The 18,430-nt window shown below is 67.4% G+C and carries 17 protein-coding genes and 1 pseudogene; 13 read left to right on the top strand and 5 right to left on the bottom strand.

The annotated features are described in order from the left end of the window. Positions 1-13 precede the first annotated feature (13 nt). Positions 14-1,030 (top strand): LLM class flavin-dependent oxidoreductase, encoded by a 1,017-nt coding sequence (locus INP57_RS26435; RefSeq protein ID WP_200073073.1) that lies wholly within the window; start codon positions 14-16, stop codon positions 1,028-1,030. Positions 1,031-1,100: 70 nt separating this feature from the next. Here the strand turns inward: INP57_RS26435 and INP57_RS29870 are convergent, their stop codons facing one another. Continuing rightward, a complete protein-coding gene (locus INP57_RS29870) occupies positions 1,101-1,652 on the bottom strand; it encodes a TetR/AcrR family transcriptional regulator (protein WP_200073072.1) in 552 nt (183 codons plus the stop codon). A gap of 23 nt (positions 1,653-1,675) precedes the next feature. Here INP57_RS29870 and INP57_RS29860 point away from each other — a divergent pair, with 23 nt between their 5' ends. Next, entirely contained in the window at positions 1,676-2,869 is a 1,194-nt protein-coding gene (locus INP57_RS29860; protein ID WP_307850293.1) for a LuxR C-terminal-related transcriptional regulator, read from the top strand. Positions 2,870-2,881: 12 nt separating this feature from the next. Here INP57_RS29860 and INP57_RS26420 read toward each other — a convergent pair whose 3' ends face one another. Together INP57_RS26420 and INP57_RS26415 are read right to left on the bottom strand one after the other, a co-directional pair. Further along, positions 2,882-3,280: a MaoC family dehydratase gene (locus INP57_RS26420; protein WP_200073071.1), complete on the bottom strand. Its 399-nt coding sequence runs from the start codon at positions 3,278-3,280 to the stop codon at positions 2,882-2,884. After that, on the bottom strand, positions 3,277-3,702 hold the full coding sequence (locus INP57_RS26415) for an FAS1-like dehydratase domain-containing protein (protein ID WP_200073070.1): 426 nt from the start codon (positions 3,700-3,702) through the stop codon (positions 3,277-3,279). The genes INP57_RS26420 and INP57_RS26415 overlap by 4 nt, the downstream gene beginning before the upstream one ends. A gap of 87 nt (positions 3,703-3,789) precedes the next feature. On the opposite strand from INP57_RS26415, the gene INP57_RS26410 reads away from it, so the two are divergent. The 9 genes from INP57_RS26410 to INP57_RS26370 all read left to right on the top strand — a co-directional run bounded on the left by INP57_RS26410 (position 3,790) and on the right by INP57_RS26370 (position 14,879). Beyond that, on the top strand, positions 3,790-4,965 hold the full coding sequence (locus INP57_RS26410; RefSeq protein WP_200073069.1) for an acyl-CoA dehydrogenase family protein: 1,176 nt from the start codon (positions 3,790-3,792) through the stop codon (positions 4,963-4,965). Position 4,966: 1 nt separating this feature from the next. After that, positions 4,967-6,883 carry an AMP-binding protein gene (locus tag INP57_RS26405; RefSeq protein ID WP_200073068.1) on the top strand — a complete coding sequence of 639 codons (1,917 nt, stop codon included), beginning with the start codon at positions 4,967-4,969 and terminating at the stop codon, positions 6,881-6,883. Positions 6,884-7,027: 144 nt separating this feature from the next. Beyond that, positions 7,028-8,086 carry an acyl-CoA dehydrogenase family protein gene (locus tag INP57_RS26400; protein ID WP_200073067.1) on the top strand — a complete coding sequence of 353 codons (1,059 nt, stop codon included), beginning with the start codon at positions 7,028-7,030 and terminating at the stop codon, positions 8,084-8,086. 106 nt (positions 8,087-8,192) lie between these two features. Next, the gene (locus tag INP57_RS26395) at positions 8,193-9,413 is read left to right on the top strand and encodes an acetyl-CoA hydrolase/transferase family protein (RefSeq protein WP_200073066.1); all 1,221 of its coding nucleotides are present in this window, start codon (positions 8,193-8,195) and stop codon (positions 9,411-9,413) included. A 261-nt stretch (positions 9,414-9,674) separates the two neighbouring features. Beyond that, positions 9,675-10,826: a phosphotransferase family protein gene (locus INP57_RS26390; RefSeq protein ID WP_200073065.1), complete on the top strand. Its 1,152-nt coding sequence runs from the start codon at positions 9,675-9,677 to the stop codon at positions 10,824-10,826. Positions 10,827-10,830: 4 nt separating this feature from the next. Beyond that, on the top strand, positions 10,831-11,385 hold the full coding sequence (locus INP57_RS26385) for a hypothetical protein (protein WP_200073064.1): 555 nt from the start codon (positions 10,831-10,833) through the stop codon (positions 11,383-11,385). Further along, positions 11,382-12,407 carry a DUF7064 domain-containing protein gene (locus INP57_RS26380; protein ID WP_200073063.1) on the top strand — a complete coding sequence of 342 codons (1,026 nt, stop codon included), beginning with the start codon at positions 11,382-11,384 and terminating at the stop codon, positions 12,405-12,407. The genes INP57_RS26385 and INP57_RS26380 overlap by 4 nt, the downstream gene beginning before the upstream one ends. A gap of 485 nt (positions 12,408-12,892) precedes the next feature. Further along, positions 12,893-13,291, top strand: a complete 399-nt coding sequence (locus tag INP57_RS26375; RefSeq protein WP_200073062.1) for a DUF2834 domain-containing protein — start codon at positions 12,893-12,895, stop codon at positions 13,289-13,291. Beyond that, positions 13,236-14,879 carry an NAD(P)/FAD-dependent oxidoreductase gene (locus INP57_RS26370; protein ID WP_200073061.1) on the top strand — a complete coding sequence of 548 codons (1,644 nt, stop codon included), beginning with the start codon at positions 13,236-13,238 and terminating at the stop codon, positions 14,877-14,879. Before INP57_RS26375 ends, INP57_RS26370 begins: the two co-directional genes overlap by 56 nt. Before the next feature lie 87 nt (positions 14,880-14,966). On the opposite strand, the gene INP57_RS26365 is transcribed toward INP57_RS26370, so the two are convergent. Together INP57_RS26365 and INP57_RS26360 are read right to left on the bottom strand one after the other, a co-directional pair. Continuing rightward, positions 14,967-16,103 carry an acyl-CoA dehydrogenase family protein gene (locus tag INP57_RS26365; protein ID WP_307850292.1) on the bottom strand — a complete coding sequence of 379 codons (1,137 nt, stop codon included), beginning with the start codon at positions 16,101-16,103 and terminating at the stop codon, positions 14,967-14,969. Between the two features lie 22 nt (positions 16,104-16,125). After that, positions 16,126-16,920 (bottom strand): enoyl-CoA hydratase-related protein, encoded by a 795-nt coding sequence (locus INP57_RS26360; RefSeq protein ID WP_200073060.1) that lies wholly within the window; start codon positions 16,918-16,920, stop codon positions 16,126-16,128. Positions 16,921-17,358: 438 nt separating this feature from the next. On the opposite strand from INP57_RS26360, the gene INP57_RS26355 reads away from it, so the two are divergent. Beyond that, on the top strand, positions 17,359-18,135 hold the full coding sequence (locus INP57_RS26355) for an enoyl-CoA hydratase (protein ID WP_200073059.1): 777 nt from the start codon (positions 17,359-17,361) through the stop codon (positions 18,133-18,135). A 49-nt stretch (positions 18,136-18,184) separates the two neighbouring features. Continuing rightward, positions 18,185-18,430: pseudogene (locus tag INP57_RS26350) on the top strand (Fe-S oxidoreductase); the annotation flags it as partial.

Raw genomic sequence — 18,430 nt, 5'->3', positions numbered from 1 at the left:
AAGGCGGCGAAAGATGGCGACGCGAGGGATCACGGTGCTCGCGGGAGGAGTGCGGGACACGCAGGCGGTCGCGGTGCGCGCGGAAGCGGCCGGTTTCGACGCGGCCTGGTCGGGGGAGTTCCTGAACCGCTCGGCGGTCGTCTCGGTCGCGGCGATGGCCGCGGGAACCGAGCGCATCGGCGTCGGCTCGTCGATCGCCTACGCGGTCGGCCGGTCGCCGCTGGTGCTGGCCAACGACGCGAAGTTCCTCGACGAGATGAGCGGTGGCCGGTTCACCCTCGGCCTGGGCACCGGAACCCGCAAGATGATGCAGGCGTGGCACGGAGTCACCGATCCGGACGGCCCCGCCACCCGCATGGAAGAACTCGTCCCGCTGCTGCGGCGCCTGTGGCGGCTGCATGAAGGACCGGTCCGGCACGACGGACGCTTCTACAACGTCGACATCACGCCCACGGCCGACATCGCCGCCCCGCTGCGGCCGAACCTCCCGATCTACACCGCGGGCGTGAACTCCCGCATGGTGGAGGTCGCCGGCCGGGTCTCCGACGGGTTGATCTGCCATCCCACCCTGACCGATCGCTACCTGGACGACGTGGTCCGCCCGGCGATCGCCCGCGGCGCGGACAGGAACGGTCGTTCCCCGCAGGACGTCGCGCTCAAGGGCGTGATCATCTGCTCGATCTCCGACGACCCGCAGCAGGCACGGCGCGAGGCCGCGGCCCAGATCGCGTTCTACGTCGCGCCGAAGTCCTACGGGCCGGTGATGGAGGCGGCCGGCTTCGGCGCAGAGGCCGCCGCGATCCAAGACGCCTTCCGAAACCACGACAACGAAGCGATGATCGCCGCAGTCTCGGACCGGATGCTCGCGGAGATGGCAGTGTGCGGCACGGCCGACGAGGTGCGCGAGGCCCTGCCGGCGCTGGAGAAGCGCTACGACCACGCGGCGCTGTACTCGCCGAGTTTCACGCTCTCATCGGAGCGGGTCGCGGAGAACACCGCCGCCATCATCGAGACTTTCGGGAGCCACTGAGCGACGACTCGGTGCCCCGATCGCGGCCCGAAGCGCACCGCCAACTCCGTTGCGGTGCGCCGCTTTCCGCTCAGGATTCGAGCGTGGCCAGCCCCGCGCGGACGAAATCGGTCACCGCATCAGCGAGATCCGGCTGCCGCGTGGTGGTCTTCGGCCAGTAGGCGATGGAGAAGATCACGCTCAGGCAAGCGTGCGCGCCGGTGGCGATCTTCGCCTGCGACGCGCTCGGGAAGCACCGTCCGATGGTCGTCTCCCAGCGCCCGACGTACTGGCGCCGCCTGCGTGCGAAGTGGCGCTTCCACGGGTCGACCAGGGAGCGGTCCTCCCGTTGGTAGACGTTGACCAGGTGCCGGTGGTCGACGGCGAAACGCACGTGGTGCCGGATCAACCGCTCCAGGTCTTGCTCGGGGTCCTCGTGCACCGGCGCGGTCGCGCTCAGTAGTTCGTCGAGAGCTTCGTTGAACAGCGTCGCCAGGATCTCGTCCTTGCCGGAGAAGCTCCGGTAGAGCGCAGGGCCGCTCAGCCCGGCGCGCGTGCCCAACTCGTCAACGCTGGCGCCGTGGAACCCCTTCTCGAAGAAGACCGCGGCTGCCGAATCAAGGATCTTCCGGTCCCTGTCCACCCTGCGGAACCTACCACAACTGTGTGAACGTACGTTATCATCGTGGTCACACCGACCGCAGCGGAGCGGGCGTCGACGAAGGGCGCGGAATCGTGCGCGCGAAATTCCGGTACGGGGACGCCGGTGGCGGGAACACCCGCAAGCGGGCTGAGCTGCTCGACCGGGGACGGCGGTTGCTCAGGACAGTGGAACAGCTCTCCGGGCAGCGGCCGGAGGAACCTCATGATCTGCAAGGGATGGAAACCATCCTGGTGGTCGTGGTCGGGCAGCTCGCCGAAGAGATGGCCACCGGGAAGCCGACCTCCCCCATCGGCGCCGCCTTGGCCGAGGCGCACGCGTTGCGTTTCGAACTGCGCGATTTCCTGGCTCACGAGCGAAACCGGCGGCTCGCCGCAGTCGAATCCGGGCTCGGCCGGCTCCGCGAACTCCAGGACCCGGATCAGTTGCTGGGGCAGGTGTGCGAGGTGGTGGCCCGCAGTTGCGGATTCCACCGGGTGATGCTCTCCCGCGTCGAAGGCGCGCTGTGGCGCCCGCACAAGTCCTACGCCATCGGTAGCCGGGATGCGGAACGTACGTTCGCCGAGTGGCTGCGGGCCACCCCGGAGGTTCCGCTGGAGGACATGCCGCTGGAGACCGAGATGGTCCGCCGCCGCGAACCCGCGCTCATCACCGATCCCGCCCACGACCCGCGGGTGTACCGGCCGATGCTTGACGCCTCCGCGATGAACTCCTACGTCGCCGCCCCGATCATGCCGACCGGTCGTGTGATCGGCTTCCTGCATGCGGACTGCATGCGCGGGTCGGTCACCGCTGCGGACCGCGACGTGCTGTGGTCCTTCGCGGTCGGTTTCGGGCAGATCTTCGAACGCGCGGTGCTGCTGGCGCGTTTGCGGGAACAGCGCGACCAGGTGCGCTCGGCGTTGCAGGCGGTCGAGGAGGTGCTCGACGGTCTCGCCTCGGCGGAGGTCGAGCTCAGCGGCCACGACGCCGGCACGGCGGCCCGCCGGTCCGAGCCTCCGGTGCTAGAGTCCTCGCTGACCGGCCGCGAGCTGGAAGTGCTGGCGCTGATGGCCACGGGTGCGACGAACGTCCGCATCGCCGAGGAACTGGTGATCGCCAGCGGCACGGTCAAGTCCCACGTCAAGCGCATCCTGCGCAAGCTGGGCGCGGACAACCGCGCGGAGGCGATCTCGCAGTACCTGCGCCGGACGATGTAGCCCGGCATCGGTTCAACCGGTGTTGATCGCGGCGCGGGCCCGCAGCACGATGTCCTCGTCGCGGACTGCGGCGAGCTGCACTTCGGCGATTCCGTCGTCGACCGACAGCACCTGGCCGGAGAACGACAGCGTGTCCCCGAGGAACACCGGCGCAGCGAAGCGCACCTCGTACTCGCGCAGGTGCTCCACCCCGGCCCAGTCGGTCAGCCACGCCGCCAACATGCCGGCGTGCATCTGCCCCATCGCCAGCACACCGGAGAACCCGGCGGAGCGGGCGAATTCGGGGTCGTGGTGCAGCGGGTTGAAATCGCCGCCCGCACCGGCGAAGCGCACGACATCGGTCTGCGTCACCGGACCGACCTCCCGCGTCGGGAGTTCCGCGCCGGGCTCTGTCGCGACGGGTGCTCTCACTGCTGATCTCCTCGCTCGATCAACGTTTCCCGGAGCACGACTACCGGATGGTCGTCGGCGTCGAGGTATTCGGTCTCCAGAGTCACGAACCGCATCCCCTTCTTGCGGGCATCGTCGGCGACCCGGCGGGCACCGCGGAGAGTGTCGCCGGCCAGCGGCGGCCGGTGGTAGGTCCACTTCACCGAGCCCACCACGACCCGCTCGAAGGCCAAGCCGAGCTTCGCGACGAAGGCGGCCTGGTCCCGGTAATGGCCGGCGACCACGACGTGCGTAGCCGTGGCCGGGGCATCGGCGAAACCGGCTGCGCGCGCGGCACCGAGGTCGGTGTGGACCGGGTCCGCGGCGCCGGTCGCCCGGGCGAACTCGCGGATCTTGCCCCGTTCGACGTCGAAGGCGACCTCGTCCAGCGGCTCTGCCGTCATCGTCGAAAGCCCTCCTGCTCGCGACACCCTCCCATTTTGGTCTGTCCTATAATACCATTCGACCGTTCACGGATGAAGGGTTCGTTCATGGAGCTCGCAGACTCTCCCGCGGAGGCCCGGTTCCGGGGCGAGGTCAGGAAGTGGTTGGCCGCCGCGCTGCCGCAGCTGCCCTGGCCGGAACCGCCGGATCTGGAAGGCAAGGCGCCGTTCTGGCGGCAGTGGCAGCAGATGCTCTTCGACGCCGGGTACGCGGGGCTGTACTGGCCGGAGGAGTGCGGCGGAGGTGGCGTCGACGAGAAGCTGCGGGCGATCTTCAACGAGGAGACCGACCGGGCCGGAGCGCCGGAACGCCTCAACATCATCGGGGAGGACTTCGCCGGCCCCACCATCATCGACTTCGGCACCGATGCGCAGAAGCAGCGCTTCCTGCACCCGATCCTCACCGGCGAAGAGATCTGGTGTCAGCTGTTCTCCGAGCCGGAATCGGGATCGGACCTGGCGTCGCTGCGCACCACCGCGACCAAGGTCGACGGCGGTTGGCGGATCCAGGGCCAGAAGATCTGGACCAGCCGGGCCCAACTCGCCGCGCACGCGATCTTGCTGGCACGCACCGGCGGCGGCCCGCGACACAAGGGGATCACGTACTTCCTGCTGCCAATGGACAGCGACGGCATCACGGTGCGCCCGCTGGCGCACATGCTCGGCGAAGCCGAGTTCAACGAGGTGTTCCTCGACGACGTCTTCGTCCCGGACGAACTCGTCGTCGGCGAGGTCGACGGCGGCTGGCGCGTGGCGATGGGCACGCTGTCCTACGAGCGGGTCGCGATCGCGACCGGCCGAGTCAACACCAAGCGCGCAGTGGACGACATCATCGGAGACATCGCCGCGCGCACGGGGGAGGACGGACGTCCACTGGGGACTGATCCGCAGCTGCGCGAACAGGTGGCCGACCTCTACGGCCGTGCGTTGACGCACTACCTGATCGGCCAGCGGGTGATCACGCAAGCCGCCGAGGGCGGGCCGCCCGGACCGGCCGCGTCGATCGGCAAGTTGTACTTCTGCCCGCTCGTGGAGGACCTGGCGGACTTCCGGCTGTCCCTGGACTCGCTCGGTGGTCAGTTCGACCTCGACGACGAGCAGGTCGGCGACTCCCGGTGGCTGCGGTTGACGAACCAAGCGCGCGGCACCGCGATCGCAGGCGGATCGACCTTCATCCAGCGCAACATCGTCGCCGAGCGGATGCTCGGCATGCCGAGGAGCTGACGTGTACACCTGGAAGCCCACCGACGACTACGTGGACAACGCCAACGTCACGCGGTTGGCGCGAGCGCACGGGATCGGGTCCATCGATGAGTTGCGTGCGCGGTCGGTGGCCGACATCGGCTGGTACTGGGACGCCGTGGTGCAGGACCTGGGGCTGCCGTTCCGCCGACCGTACTCGGACGTCGTGGACACCACCGCCGGCATCGAGCACCCTGACTGGTTCCCGGGCGGGGCGCTGAACATCGCCGATGCCTGCCTCGGCCGGTGGGTGAGCGAGGCGCCGGAGCGAGCGGCCGTGGTGCACGAAGCCGAGGACGGCACGACCCGCACGCTGACCTTCCGCGAGCTGGAGGAGCAGGTCGAACGGGTGGCCGCCGGGCTGCACGGGCTCGGCGTCGGGCGCGGTGACGCCGTCGGCCTTTACCTGCCGATGAATCCGGAGGCGGTCATCGCCTGCTATGCGGTGGCTCGGCTGGGTGCGGTGCTGGTGCCGCTGTTCTCCGGTTTCGCACCGGCCGCGATCGCAGCCCGGTTGCAGGACGCCGACGCGAAGGTCGTCATCGTCGCCGACGGTACGGTCCGGCGCCGCCGCGAGGTGGCGATGAAATCGCTGCTCGACGAGGCGGTGGAAACCTGCCCGACGGTGCAGCACGTCGTTCTCGTCGGAAACCTCGGCGCAGCACCGGAAACGTCCACCGGGCGGGACGTGCGCTGGTCGGAGCTGCCCGGTGGGCGAACCGGTCCGGCAGAAGCGATGAGCACCACCGAGACGCTGCTGCTGGCCTACACCTCCGGGACCACCGGACGACCGAAGGGCGCGGTGCACACCCACGCGGGCTTCCTGGTCAAGACGGCCAGCGAGGTCGCCTACGCCTTCGATGTCGGCCCGGGCGGAGTGTTCTGCTGGGTGACCGACATGGGCTGGATCATGGGGCCGCTGTCCATCTTCGGCACGCATGCCAACGGTGCGACGCTGCTGCTTTACGAGGGTTCCCCGGACGTGCCGGGCAATGACCGGCTGTGGCAGCTGACCGAACGCCACCGGGTGACCATGCTGGGCGTGTCGCCGACTCTGATCCGTTCCCTGCGCACGGGACAGGAGCCGGCACACGAGCGGTACGACCTGTCCTCGGTGCACGCGCTGGGTTCCACCGGCGAGCCGTGGGACCCGGATTCCTACGAGTGGCTGGCTGGAACCGTCTTCGACGGCAAGGTGCCGATCATCAACTTCTCCGGCGGGACCGAGGTCGGCGGCTCGTTCCTGTCGCCCTACCCGGTCGAGCCGATCCGCAGCTGCTCGCTCGGCGGCCCGTCGCTGGGGATGGACGTCGACGTGGTCGACGACGCCGGACGATCGGTGCGCGGGCAGGTAGGTGAATTGGTCTGCTGCCAGCCGTGGCCGGCGATGACGCGCGGCGTGTGGAAGGACGACGCGCGCTACCTGGAGGAGTACTGGTCGACGTTCCCGGGTATGTGGCGGCACGGCGACTTCGCGCTGGTCGAGGACGGTCAGTGGTACATCCGCGGGCGCTCCGACGACGTCATGAACATCGCCGGAAAGCGACTGGCTCCGGCGGAGGTGGAGGCTGTGTTGACCGCGCACCCGTCGGTGTCGGAGGCGGCCGCGGTCGGCGTGCCCGATCCGAAGAAGGGCGAGTCGGTGTGGGCGTTCTGGGTGCCTGCCGCCGGAGCCGGCGGGGACGTCTCGGACCAGTTGCGGGAGATGGTCGCCCAAGAGCTGGGGAAGCCGTTCGCCCCCAACGCGGTGCACCGGGTCGGCCAGTTGCCCAAGACGCGCTCGGCGAAGATCCTCCGCCGCGCGATTCGCGCTGTGGCGCTGGATCAGGACCCCGGTGACCTCTCCGGCGCCGAGAACGTCGAGGCGATCGACGAGATCCGGAAAGCAACCGACGGCTGACGAACCCTGCTCTCCGAGGCGGCGTTGCGGGGCATGTCACATACCCGCAGCTATGGTTCAAGGGTCTGACCTAAAGTATTATTTGATTCGCAACCGGTCGTAGCGCAGCCGCGGGAACTCCGTGGAACTCCGGGAGGAGCGGGAATGCGGTGGACATTGACCGAAGACCAGGAGCTGTTCAGGGACTCCTTCCGGGGCTGGCTCGAACGGTTCGCCTCGACCGATGCGGTGCGCGGCTGGCTGGAATCCGGCGATCCGTCCAACTTCGAGCGGCGGTTCGTCGATGAGGGTTGGTTCGCCATCGGCTCACCGGAGGAATGCGGCGGCCAGGCCGGTGGACTGGTCGAGCTGGCACTCGCGGCTGAACAGCTGGGCGGCAGCGCGGCTCCCGCGGCCGCATGGGCTGCCGCGGTGGTGGCCGCGCCCCTGCTCGGCGGGGCTCCCGACCTTGCCGCCCGGTCCCTCGGTTCGGGCGAATTCGCCGCGCTCGCGGTGAATTCTGACCGGCCCTTGGACGCAGGTGGCACGTTATCGCGCGCCGGAGGGACCGTGCCGAACGTGCTCGGCGCGGACCGGGCGAGGTGGTTCCTCGTGCCCGTGCGCGACGACGGGAGGCTGTCGCTGACCGTCGTCGACGCGACGGAGGCGGAGCTGGTGCACCGCAGGCTGCTCGACCGCAGCCGGTCCGTCGCGGACGTCGTCGTGCCGGACCTGGCGCGGTACGACGGGATCGAGCTCGCCGACCAGCGCCTCACTGACGCCGCTCTGCGAGCGGCCGTCCTGGTAGCCGCGGACAGCCTCGGTGCTGCGGAGCGGATGCTGACGCTGGCGGTGGACTACAGCAAGCAGCGGCACCAATTCGGCGTTCCGATCGGCTCGTTCCAGGCCGTCAAGCACGCCGCCGCCACCATGCTCGTGTCCGTCGAATCGGCGCGCTCGCTCATCTACTACGCCGCCGCTTCCGTCGATCAAGGCCACGACGACGCCGCGCTGCACGCTGCAGCGGCCAAAGCCCAAGCGTGCGCGGGCGCCGAGCGCGCCGCCGACAGCGCGCTGACCATGCACGGGGCGATCGGCTACACCTGGGAGCACGACCTCCACCTGTTCTACAAGCGCGCCAAGCTCGACCTGCGGCTGTTCGGTTCACCGAAAGCGTGGAACGAGCGCTTGGCAGGGGCCTTGCCGCTGGTGCCGGCGGCGTAGTGCGCTCTGCTCATTTTGGCGTTGATGGCGGGAGATTCGCTTTGTGCTCGAAACTGACCGGACACGCGGCGCACTCGGGCCGGAACCGCACGAGGCAGGTGAGCACGTGATCGACTTGTCACACCACATCGGTCCTGGCGCCGGCGTTTGGTGGAGTCAGGCCGGTGCCGAGCCCACCCCGCTCGTGCACGCGCTGCTGGACCAAGCCGACGAAATCGGTCCTGTGTGGGCATTCTGTGGATTGAGCTGGGACCAGCGGCTGGTGCAGGAGCTGCCCCGCAGCGTGTCCTTGTCCTCCTATGGTGCCCTCGGCCAGCTGCGCAGCCTCAGCCGGAGTGGACGACTCGACGTGGTGCCTTGCCACTACTCTGCGCTGCCGCGGCTGTTTGCGGAGCGAGCGCTGCCATCGGACGTCGGATTCGTTCAGGTGTCCCCACCTGCTGCCGACGGCACCTGCTCGCTCGGGATCGGGGTCGACTACATCGCCGACGCGATCGCCCACACCCCAGTGCTGATCGCCGAGGTCAACGAGAAGATGCCTGCCACCACGGGCGCTCCGCGCATTCCGCTGGAATGCTTCGCCGCCGTGGTCGAGACCGACCGCCCGATCGGCGAAGCGCCCGCTCGAGCGCCCGACAACGTCGAGCAGGCGATCGCGCGGAACGTGGCCGAGCTGATCGAGGACGGCGACACCCTGCAAATGGGTGTGGGCTCGCTGCCCGGGGCCGTGCTCGACCTGCTGTCCGGGCACCAGGACCTCGGCTTCCACACCGGGATGATCTCCGACGGGGTGCTGCGGCTGGTGGAGAAGGGCGTGCTCACCGGTGCGCGCAAGGAGATCGACCCCGGCCTCATCGTCACCGGCGCAGCGCTGGGCAGTTCCGAGCTCTACGACGGCCTCGGGGACCTGCCCGTCGAGTTCCGCCCGGCCAGCTACACGCACTCGCCGACCACGCTATCCCGGCTGCGGTCGCTGGTGTCGATCAACTCCGCCATCGAGGTCGACCTCACCGGCCAAGTGTGCGCCGAGCGGCGGCGCGGGGACTACATCGGCGCGGTCGGCGGGCAGGTCGACTTCTCGCGCGCCGCGGCGCTCACGGGCGCGCGGTCGATCATCACGCTCCGGGCGACTTCAAATGGGGACTCCACGATCGTCGCGTCGCCCGGCGGACCTGTCACCACCGGGCGGTCCGATGTGGACTTCGTCGTCACCGAACACGGTACGGCGGACCTCCGTGGCTGCGACCTGCCGCAGCGGGCGCGCCGGTTGACGGCGATCGCGGCGCCCGAGCACAGGGACGAGCTGACGAGCGCCGCCGTGCAGTGAGTCCGGCTTCCTTCTTTGCGCCCATCCTGTTGGCGCCATGGCGTTGCTCTTGGAACCCGGGGAGGGCAGGCGGCGTTGGGTCTCCTGTTCCCGCGGTTGACATTGCGGTATAACCATTTACCATTTTTATGGTCTGGCCAAACTGTTCGACCGGGATGGTGACAGGTCGGCGCTAGCGCGGTCGTGGGACCGAGTGTCCGAACGTCCATCGTCGGCCATGTCGCCACTACGTCGCGGAATATCAGCAAAGGGGCTGATGAAATGGCTCCAACAGCCGGAGCGGAACACGTCCTCGATCGCGACGAGATGGATCCGGGCGTGCGAGCTCTTCTTCGACGCAAGGCGGAGAAGGTCGCTGCCCACGCCACGTACTCGCCGATCGATACTGCGGATGTCGAGAATCTTCTGCGGGACTTCTTCGCAGATGAGTCACCCAGGAGCACTGTGCGCGATGTGCAGCGGATGGGCGGTGGGGCGTCGAAGGAGCAGTTCCTGTTCTCGCTCGACGACGCGCCGTACGTGCTGCGGCTCGACCCGATCGAGACAGCGGCCGAAACCGACCGCCGCCGCGAGTTCGAGGTCCTGAATACCTACAGTACTTGGGTGCCGGCGCCGCGGGCGATCTGGCTCGACGAGTCCGGATCCCGTCTGGGGCAGCCGGCCATGATCATGAACTTCGTGGCTGGTGTCACCAAGCCAACGGCTCCGGCTACGGGGCCGAACGTCACGGGACTGGGCACCTCTTTCCCGCAGGATCTGCGAGCGAAATTGGCCCCGCAGTTCGTGCACACCCTCGCGGACCTGCACCGTGTCGATTGGCGAGAGCTCGATCTCCCGAGCTTCCACGCCCCGGCCCCGGGGACGACGCAGGCGGCATTGTGGCAAGTCAACTGGATGTCGCGAGTATGGCGGGACGATCATGTGCAGGATAGTCCGGTAGTCGCGGTGGTGGACCGGTGGTTACGCCGTCATCTTCCCGTGTGTGAATCTCCGGTCATGGTCCACGGGGACTACCGGACCGGGAACTTCCTCTTCGACGAGTCCACCGGCCGGATCACCGCAATCCTCGATTGGGAGTGGGCGCACCTCGGTGATCACCACGAAGATCTCGGCTGGATGACGCAGCGCCTCTACATGACACACCAGGGTGGCACGGACCTGGTCTGCGGTCTGCTTGAGCGAGACGAACTCATCGAGGCGTACGAACGAGACTCCGGTCGTAAGGTCGATCGGGCCACGCTGCGGTGGTACGAGATCTATAACGCCTACAAGTCCATGGCCATCACACTGGCCACCTCCGTCAAAGCGGCCCGCGACGGTGCCAACCACCAAGATGCGCTGCTGTCGTGGCTGGGCCCGGCCGGGTATCGGTTCGCCACCGAGCTCTGCGCGATGCTCGAGGAAGAGGGGTGACCCGGTGATCGTTTCAGTGGATATTCGGCTCGCAAGCATGATCAGCGCGCTGTCGAACGTTATCGCGCCGGCCGTCGAAACCAACGCATTCGCAACCGAACAGGCCCAGCTCGTAGCAGGGCATCTCCAAGCGCTGCAGGCACAACGCGAGCACTCCGCGGAGTACGAGCGGCTCGAACACCGTTACCTGCGGCATCTGGCCGCCGACGTGGTCCTCGGTACCGAAGGTGGACCGCGGACGTCCGAAGCCGCCGGTCGCCTGGGCGAGTTGCTGGACAGCCCCGAACCGGTCGGTCTCTCGGACCTCCGTGCGGCGCACGCCGCGCTCGCCACTGCGGTGGCGGACTTCGTCGCAGCCGAGGGCGAAGACGGCACTGACGAATCCGTGGCACGCTCAACGCGCAGCATCGTGCGTGCTGAGCACGCCCAGTCTTTGCGCGACAGGTCGTTCTTCAAACCGTTCGGCTACGAGGACGGCTCGGTCGACGTAGAGCCCATCGACCAGATGATGGATGGCTTCCGGAACAAGTATCCGACACGAGACGGGGCATCGGCGTGATCACCGAGACGAACCTGCAGTTCCAAACACCTGACGTTGTCGACCACCAGTGGGGCGAAACCTACTGGCTCGGGATGTACGTGCCGGAAGCCAACCTCTACGGCTGGGTCTACATGGTGTTCCGCCCCGGAACAGGCGCGGTCATGTGCGACGTCGAGTTCATCGACAGGTGCTCGCGCGACATGTTCGACGCGCGGTACGTGGACATCCAGAATCACCTTCCCATTCCGGATGATCTCCGGAAGTTCACCCTGCCCAACGGCATGTCCTTCGAATCGCTGTCCCCGCGGAAGTACCGGATCGACTACAGCGGCGTCGGCGGAACTGAACTGCACCTCGAGCTGGAGGGTATTCACGAACCTTACGACATCCACGATCCCGCTATAGACCCGATGGCGCGCGACGATCGGAACCAAGCAGTCGAGCACAGTGGCTTCGGCACGGCGTACGCAGGGCATTTCGACCTGACCACTCGGGTCATAGGAATGATTCAGGTCCGTGGCACCGCGTACGAGGTGAACTGCCTCGCCACCCAGGACCACAGCTGGGGGCCGCGGGCGGAACGCGGTATGCGCCCGATGGGCTACGTCAATGCGCACTTCGACGACGACTACGTGGTCCAGGCCATCTGGGAATTCGACCCGTCGCAGCCAGACGGCCAGCAGCACGCGTTCAAACACGGTTACGTGGTACAGGACGGCGAACTGCGGGGAGCGGTCGGCGGCTCGCTGTCATTGCGGCATCGGGGCCTGTTCCCGGAACGTCTGGAGATGACGGTCCTCGACAGGACAGGCGAACATCACGAGTTGACCGGGGTACCGGCCGCGTTCAACAACTGGGTTCCTTACGGCTGCACACCAACCGGGCACACGATGGTCCGGTGGACCACATCGACCGGGTTGACGGGCGTCGGCACCTCGATGGAGGCGTTCCCGCTCGACACGGTCACGGGCGACTTCCTGCACGAGGACATCCGCCTCAGCTCCTCCCACATCGAGGCCAACGTGTCGGAGCGTCCTTGAGAACGCCAAACCCCGGTGATCGTGGCCCGAGCTGCACGCTCTCGGGGCGGATCGACTGGTCGCGCGTGATCGCGGATTCTTCCCCGTCTGCGGGGACAAGGGCGCGCTGACACCGGTTCGAGCCCGGCAACCCGGCACGGCCGGATGTCGGCACCTTGTGATCGGTGACAGTAGAGCGTTGCGAATTCTTCCGAAGTGCTGCCCGAGGCCGCTTCCGGCGGCCTCGGCAGACGTGTCTCACCGCCGGTATGGAACGGTCCGGGGCAGTGCACCCCTATGCCGCCTCCTACGGAGTAGCGAAATCTCTCTTGGTGGGGATGCGGATGCATCCGTACGAGTTGGATGATCTAGGTGCGGCTGACGAAACCCTTCGATTCGTCGGGCAGCGGTTCCCGTATGACGCCGAGGGGAAGTCGCGACGGCGAATACAGGGCTATGGCATGTGTCATTCGCGCCGTCTCAGTTTTTCCAACAGAGGGGTTTCAATGACAACGTCTTGGTCAGCAGCCGTAAGGCACCTCTTCTTCCTGTTGGCCGGAGTGGTGGCTCTCCTGCTGACATGGCCGCACGCCTTCGGCTGGATGGCCGCCGGCGGGAACATCCTGGATCCGGTCCAGTTCTTCGGCGATGCGATGGCTCCGGGTGGCACCGCAGCGTTCCTCAGCATCGACATGGCCATAGCCTGGCTGGTTTTCATGGTGTGGGTCGTATTCGACGCCAAGCGGATCGGGCTCGGGTACAAGTGGGGAGCGTTCTTCATCGTGCTGTCCTACATCGGCGTCTCGATGGCGTTTCCGGTGTACCTCGTGACCCGGGAGCGGTACCTCGATGGGCGCGACAAGACGGTGTCCGAGAGGGCGGGGGCTCCGAGGGCATCTCGCTGACGGACTCGCGCCAACGGCGCTGCTCCTGATCGCAGCGGTACCTGAACGCGGGGCGCGGCAGAATGGCCGGTGTTCCAATCGAATCAACCGTGTTCCGGCTTGGCTGGAATCCGAAGTCTCGACATCCGGATTCAACGTGAAAAGGGACGATCGCGTGGCTACAACCACCGTTGAAGAATGTGACGTTGTGATCGTGGGCGGTCGCCTTGCGGGTGCCGCTGCGGCCGTGCCGTTGGCCCACGCCGGGCACAACGTGGTCGTCCTCGACAAGTCGAGATTCCCCTCGGATCAACTGTCCACGCATGTGCTGGTACCCAACGGGGTAGCTGAGCTGCAGCGCATGGGCGCGTTGCCGCGCATCCTGCAACTCGGTCCGGCCCAGAGCCGGTATCTGGGAGTGCATGTCGGGGACGTCCGGCTGCGGGAGCGCTTCGCTCCGGTGGACGGCATCGACTACGGACTGTGCGTTCCGCGGCTGGAGCAGGACGTGTGCCTGGTGGAGACGGCCCGGGAAGCGGGTGTCGACGTTCGGGAGCGGTGCATGTTCGAGGACGTCATCCGGCGCGATGGTCGGGTGACCGGGGTGCGTTACCGGCACGACGGTGAAGACCACGTGATTCGCGCTCCGCTCGTGATCGGCGCGGACGGCCGACATTCGAAGGTGGCCGCGGCGGTGGGCGAATGGCAGCCGTACCGCGGATCGCAGAACGGACGTGGCTTCGCATTCCGGTACATGGACGATCCGAAGGTCGGCACGATCGAGCACGAGACCTACGGGCTCTATCGGCAAGGAAAGCCGACCGTTCTCGCGCTGCCATCGAGCCCGCGGGGACAGCTGCTGGTCGTCTTCATGGCGCCGGTGGATGACGTTCCGCGCTTCCGGAAGGGCGGAGATCAGTTCTGGTGGGACGCCATAGCCGAGGACCCGAATCTCGCGGAGCGGGTAGCAGGCGCCACCAACCTGAGTCCGTTGCGGTCGACGACGAAGCTGGTGTCCTACTACCGGCGCTCCAGCGGCCCCGGGTGGGCGCTGGCCGGCGATGCAGGCCATTTCAAGGACCCGGTGGCCGGCCAAGGGCAGCGCGACGCACTCCACCACGGGCGCCTACTCGGCGAAACCGTTCGCGGGACCTTGGATGATCCGGTGGAGCTCGACTCCGCCGTGCGGCGATGGGAGCAGCACCGGGATCGGGATACGCGCAGCACCTACCACTGGGCGAACCGGGAATCCCGTCCGGAGGCGCCGTCACCGCTCATCCGGGAAGTGTTCCGCACCTTCGAGGGCGATGACCGGCCTGACGTGAGCGATACCTTCAATCGCATCCGCAAGATCGAGAAGATCATCGGCCCCTCCCGGTTGGTCCGGGGCTTGGCCCGGGCGTTGCTCGCGCGCGGAGCGGATCGGAAGGCGATCCTGTCCGAGGCGGCGCGGGAAATCCCGATCGAGCTCGGCATCAGGTCGGAGACTTGGTTCGGAGGATTCCGCTACAGCGGGTGGGCTCCGTCCGAGCGGTCCGGTTGGTCGATGGGCGAACCGCCGAAGGTGCGCGACGAGGAGGATCGCTCTTCGAGAGCGGAAACCGCGTGACGCACCGCCGCTGCACAACGACGAGGGCGCTTTCACCTCCGCAGGGTCCGGAGCTGAAAGCGCCCTCGCTCATACGGCACCAAGTGATCAGAGGTGCAGGCCCTTTCCGATGATCTCGCGCTGGATCTCGTTGGTGCCGCCGTAAATAGGCGGCGCGAGTGCTTTCCGCACCTGCCCCTCCATGCCGTATTCGCGGGCGTAGCCGTAGCCGCCCATCAGCTGCATGGCTTCCAACGCCGTCTGCTTTGCGACCTCCGTGCACTTGAGCTTCGCCATCGAGCCCTCGCGCGCCAGCTGCTCCTCCTCGCCGGCGTCGATGCGCTCGGCGACCTCGTACACAAACGACCGGGAGCAGGCGATGTCCGTGGCGAGATCGGCGAGCTTGTGGCGGACGGCCTGGAAGCTGCTGATCGGGCGCCCGAACTGCTCGCGCTGCCGCACGTACTCGAGCACGTCGTCGAGCGAGCGCTGCGCCGCGCCCACCGACATCGCGGCGATGATCAGCCGCTCCACGCTGAGCCCGCGCATGAGGTGGTTCCAGGCCCGGCCGACCTGCCCGACGACGTCCGCTGCGGGCACGTGCACGTCGGTGAAGAACAGATCGTTGACCGTGTGCGCTTCCATCGTTTCGATGGCCCGGATCTCCAGCCCGGTTGCGTCGGTCGGCACGACCAGCAGCGTCAATCCGTCGTGCTTGTCGTCCTCGACCGACGTGCGGGTCAACACCAGCAGGTGATCGGCCACGTGCGCGGCCGAGGTCCAGGTTTTCTGGCCGTTGAGCACGTAGCCGTCGCCGTCGCGAACGGCCTTCAGCCGTGCCGAGCCCAGGTCGGAACCCGCACCGGGCTCGGACAGCGCGATCGCTTCCAGGCGGCCGCGGCACAGGCCGCCCAAGATTTCCTGCTTCTGCTGCTCGGTGCCGTGTCGCAGGTAGGTCTGCGCCGCTGTGAGACCGGTGGAGTAGGCGGTGATGGGCGCCAGCCCGCGCGAGGTCGCCTCAAGGAAGAGGCATTCCTCGACCATGCCGGCGCCCGCACCGCCGTACTGCTCCGGGATGGACACACCGAGCCAACCGAGGTCGGCCAACTTGGCCAGGATCTGGGGGCTGTTGGCCAGCGTGCCCCCGTCCGTGAGCACATCCCGCTGTTGGAGCGTGTTGCACTCGTCGGTGCAGAAATCGCGGATCGCCGCGGCGAACCGCTGCTGCTCGTCGGTGAATCGCATCGGCAGTGACCGGCGTTGCCGGTCAGGCGCCGCGGTAGGCGGAGAAGTCGGGGCTGCGCTTCTCGTTGAAGGCGTTGATGCCTTCCAGCGCCTCGGCGGACTCGCCGAAGGTCTTGAGGTAGGAGTACGCCAGCGAGCCGACGCTGGCGAAGTGCTCGGTGTCGGTGTTGAACGACTGCTTGAGCACCTTGAGCGCGGTCGGCGACAGCGCGAGGATCTCGTCGGCCCAGGAACGCACCTCGGAGTGCAGGTCGGCGAGCGGAACCACCTCGTTCACCAGCCCCCACCGCTCCGCCTTCTCGGCGCTGTAGCGGCGGCACAGGAACCACACCTCCCGTGCGCGCTTCTCGCCGAGCACGCGCGCCAGGTACGCGCTGCCGAAGCCGGCGTCGAAGGAACCGACGCGCGGGCCGTTCTGCCCGAAGACCGCGGTGTCGGCGGCGATCGTCAGGTCGCACAGCACGTGCAGGACGTGCCCGCCGCCGATGGCGAAGCCGTTGACCGCGGCGATCACCGGCTTCGGTACGTCGCGGATGACCCGGTGCAGGGCATCGACCTCGAACAGACCGGAGTCGGATGGGCCGTAGTCCCCGGTCTCGGCGCGTTGCTTCTGGTCACCTCCGGCGCAGAACGCCTTCTCTCCTGCACCCGTCAGGCAGATGACGCCTACGTCCTTGCTCGCCCACGCCAGCTTGAACGCCTTGACCAGCTCATCGACGGTCTGCGCGCGGAAGGAGTTGAACCGGCTCGGGCGGTCGATGGTGATCCAGGCCAGCCCGTTGTCGACCTTGTAATCGATGTCGGCGAAATCGTGCATGGTCGCGACGACCTTTCACGCTCGGGGAAGTGGTGAGTGAGCGCCCGTTGGCAAAGCGCTGCGGTCGTTCGAAGGTAGGTCGCGATAACGTGCGTTATCAAGACAGTAGTGCTGGTTCGGCATGCGCTCGGACCCGATTTACCCACAAGGGGAGAAGCGGCTACTCCCTCCGGGGTGGTTGCGGTAGGTCGGGTGGTGTCTCGGCGAACGGTAGCGAGGTGTGCGCGGAGCAAGGCGACGGTGTGCGCACACGGGATTTTTGCGCAGGTGGTGCAGGACACACCGCGTTCGGGCTTGAAGTCGCCCGGTTCCTCGTCGAGCATGTCAATCGAGTTAATAGGACGACCAAGTAAATTCCGTCGTGCTGTCATGCCCACCCGTGTGTGAGGGAGCGTTCCGCCCGCACGCCCCGCCAGAAGCCACGCCCGAGGAGGATTGATGAGCGAGTACCAGACCATCGAGGTCGAGCGCATCGGCAGGGTCGCCACGATCCGGCTGAACCGGCCGGGCGCGCTGAACGCGTTGAACCTCCAGCTGATGCAGGAGGTCACCGAGCAAGCGGCTGAACTCGACCGGGACGATCAGGTCGGCTGCATCCTGCTGACCGGCTCGTCCAAGGCGTTCGCGGCCGGTGCCGACATCAAGGAGATGCAATCGCAGTCCTACATGGACGTCTACCTCAGTGACTGGTTCGCCGGGTGGGACCGGCTCGCTGCGGTGCGCAAGCCGCTGGTGGCGGCTGTGTCCGGCTATGCACTCGGCGGCGGTTGTGAGCTGGCCATGCTGTGCGACGTGATCATCGCTGCCGAGAGCGCGAAGTTCGGGCAGCCGGAGATCAAGTTGGGCGTGATCCCGGGCATCGGCGGCTCGCAGCGGCTTACCCGCGCTATAGGCAAGGCTAAGGCGATGGAGATGTGCTTGACCGGGCGGATGATGGGTGCGGCGGAGGCCGAGCGCAGCGGACTTGTCGCCCGGGTAGTGGCCGATGAGGCGTTGCTCGGCGACGCGATGGAGACCGCTGAAACCGTGGCGGGCATGTCGGCCCCGGTGACGATGATGGTCAAGGAAAGCGTGAACCGGGCTTTCGAGACCACCTTGGCCGAAGGAGTCCGCTTCGAACGGCGCACGTTCCACGCGACTTTCGCGACCGAGGACCAGAAGGAAGGCATGGCGGCCTTCGTGGACAAGCGGCAGCCGTCGTTCTCGCACCGCTGACCGCCGTGAACGAACCGGCAGCGTCGCCGGAGAGGGGGAGGCCGCGAGCATGAGTGCTCTGCAGCTGGTCCTGGGCCTGATCTGCCTGGCCGTGACGGCCGTCGCGGTGGTGATGGTCGTGCGGACAGTGCGGCGGATGCTGTCGTCGATCCGTCTCGGACAACCGGACCTGAGCAGGCGCGGCCCGTTCGGGGCCCGGTTCGGGAACATGCTCAAAGAGATCGTGGGCCACACGAAGATGCTCAAGTGGGGGCACGTCGGCGTGGCCCACTGGTTCGTGATGGTCGGTTTCGGC

Origin of the sequence: Saccharopolyspora galaxeae (assembly GCF_016526145.1) — a bacterium.
Lineage (GTDB): Bacteria > Actinomycetota > Actinomycetes > Mycobacteriales > Pseudonocardiaceae > Saccharopolyspora_C > Saccharopolyspora_C galaxeae.
The sequence above is the reverse complement of the archived record's forward strand: the minus strand, read 5'-3'. Positions and strand labels throughout refer to the sequence as shown.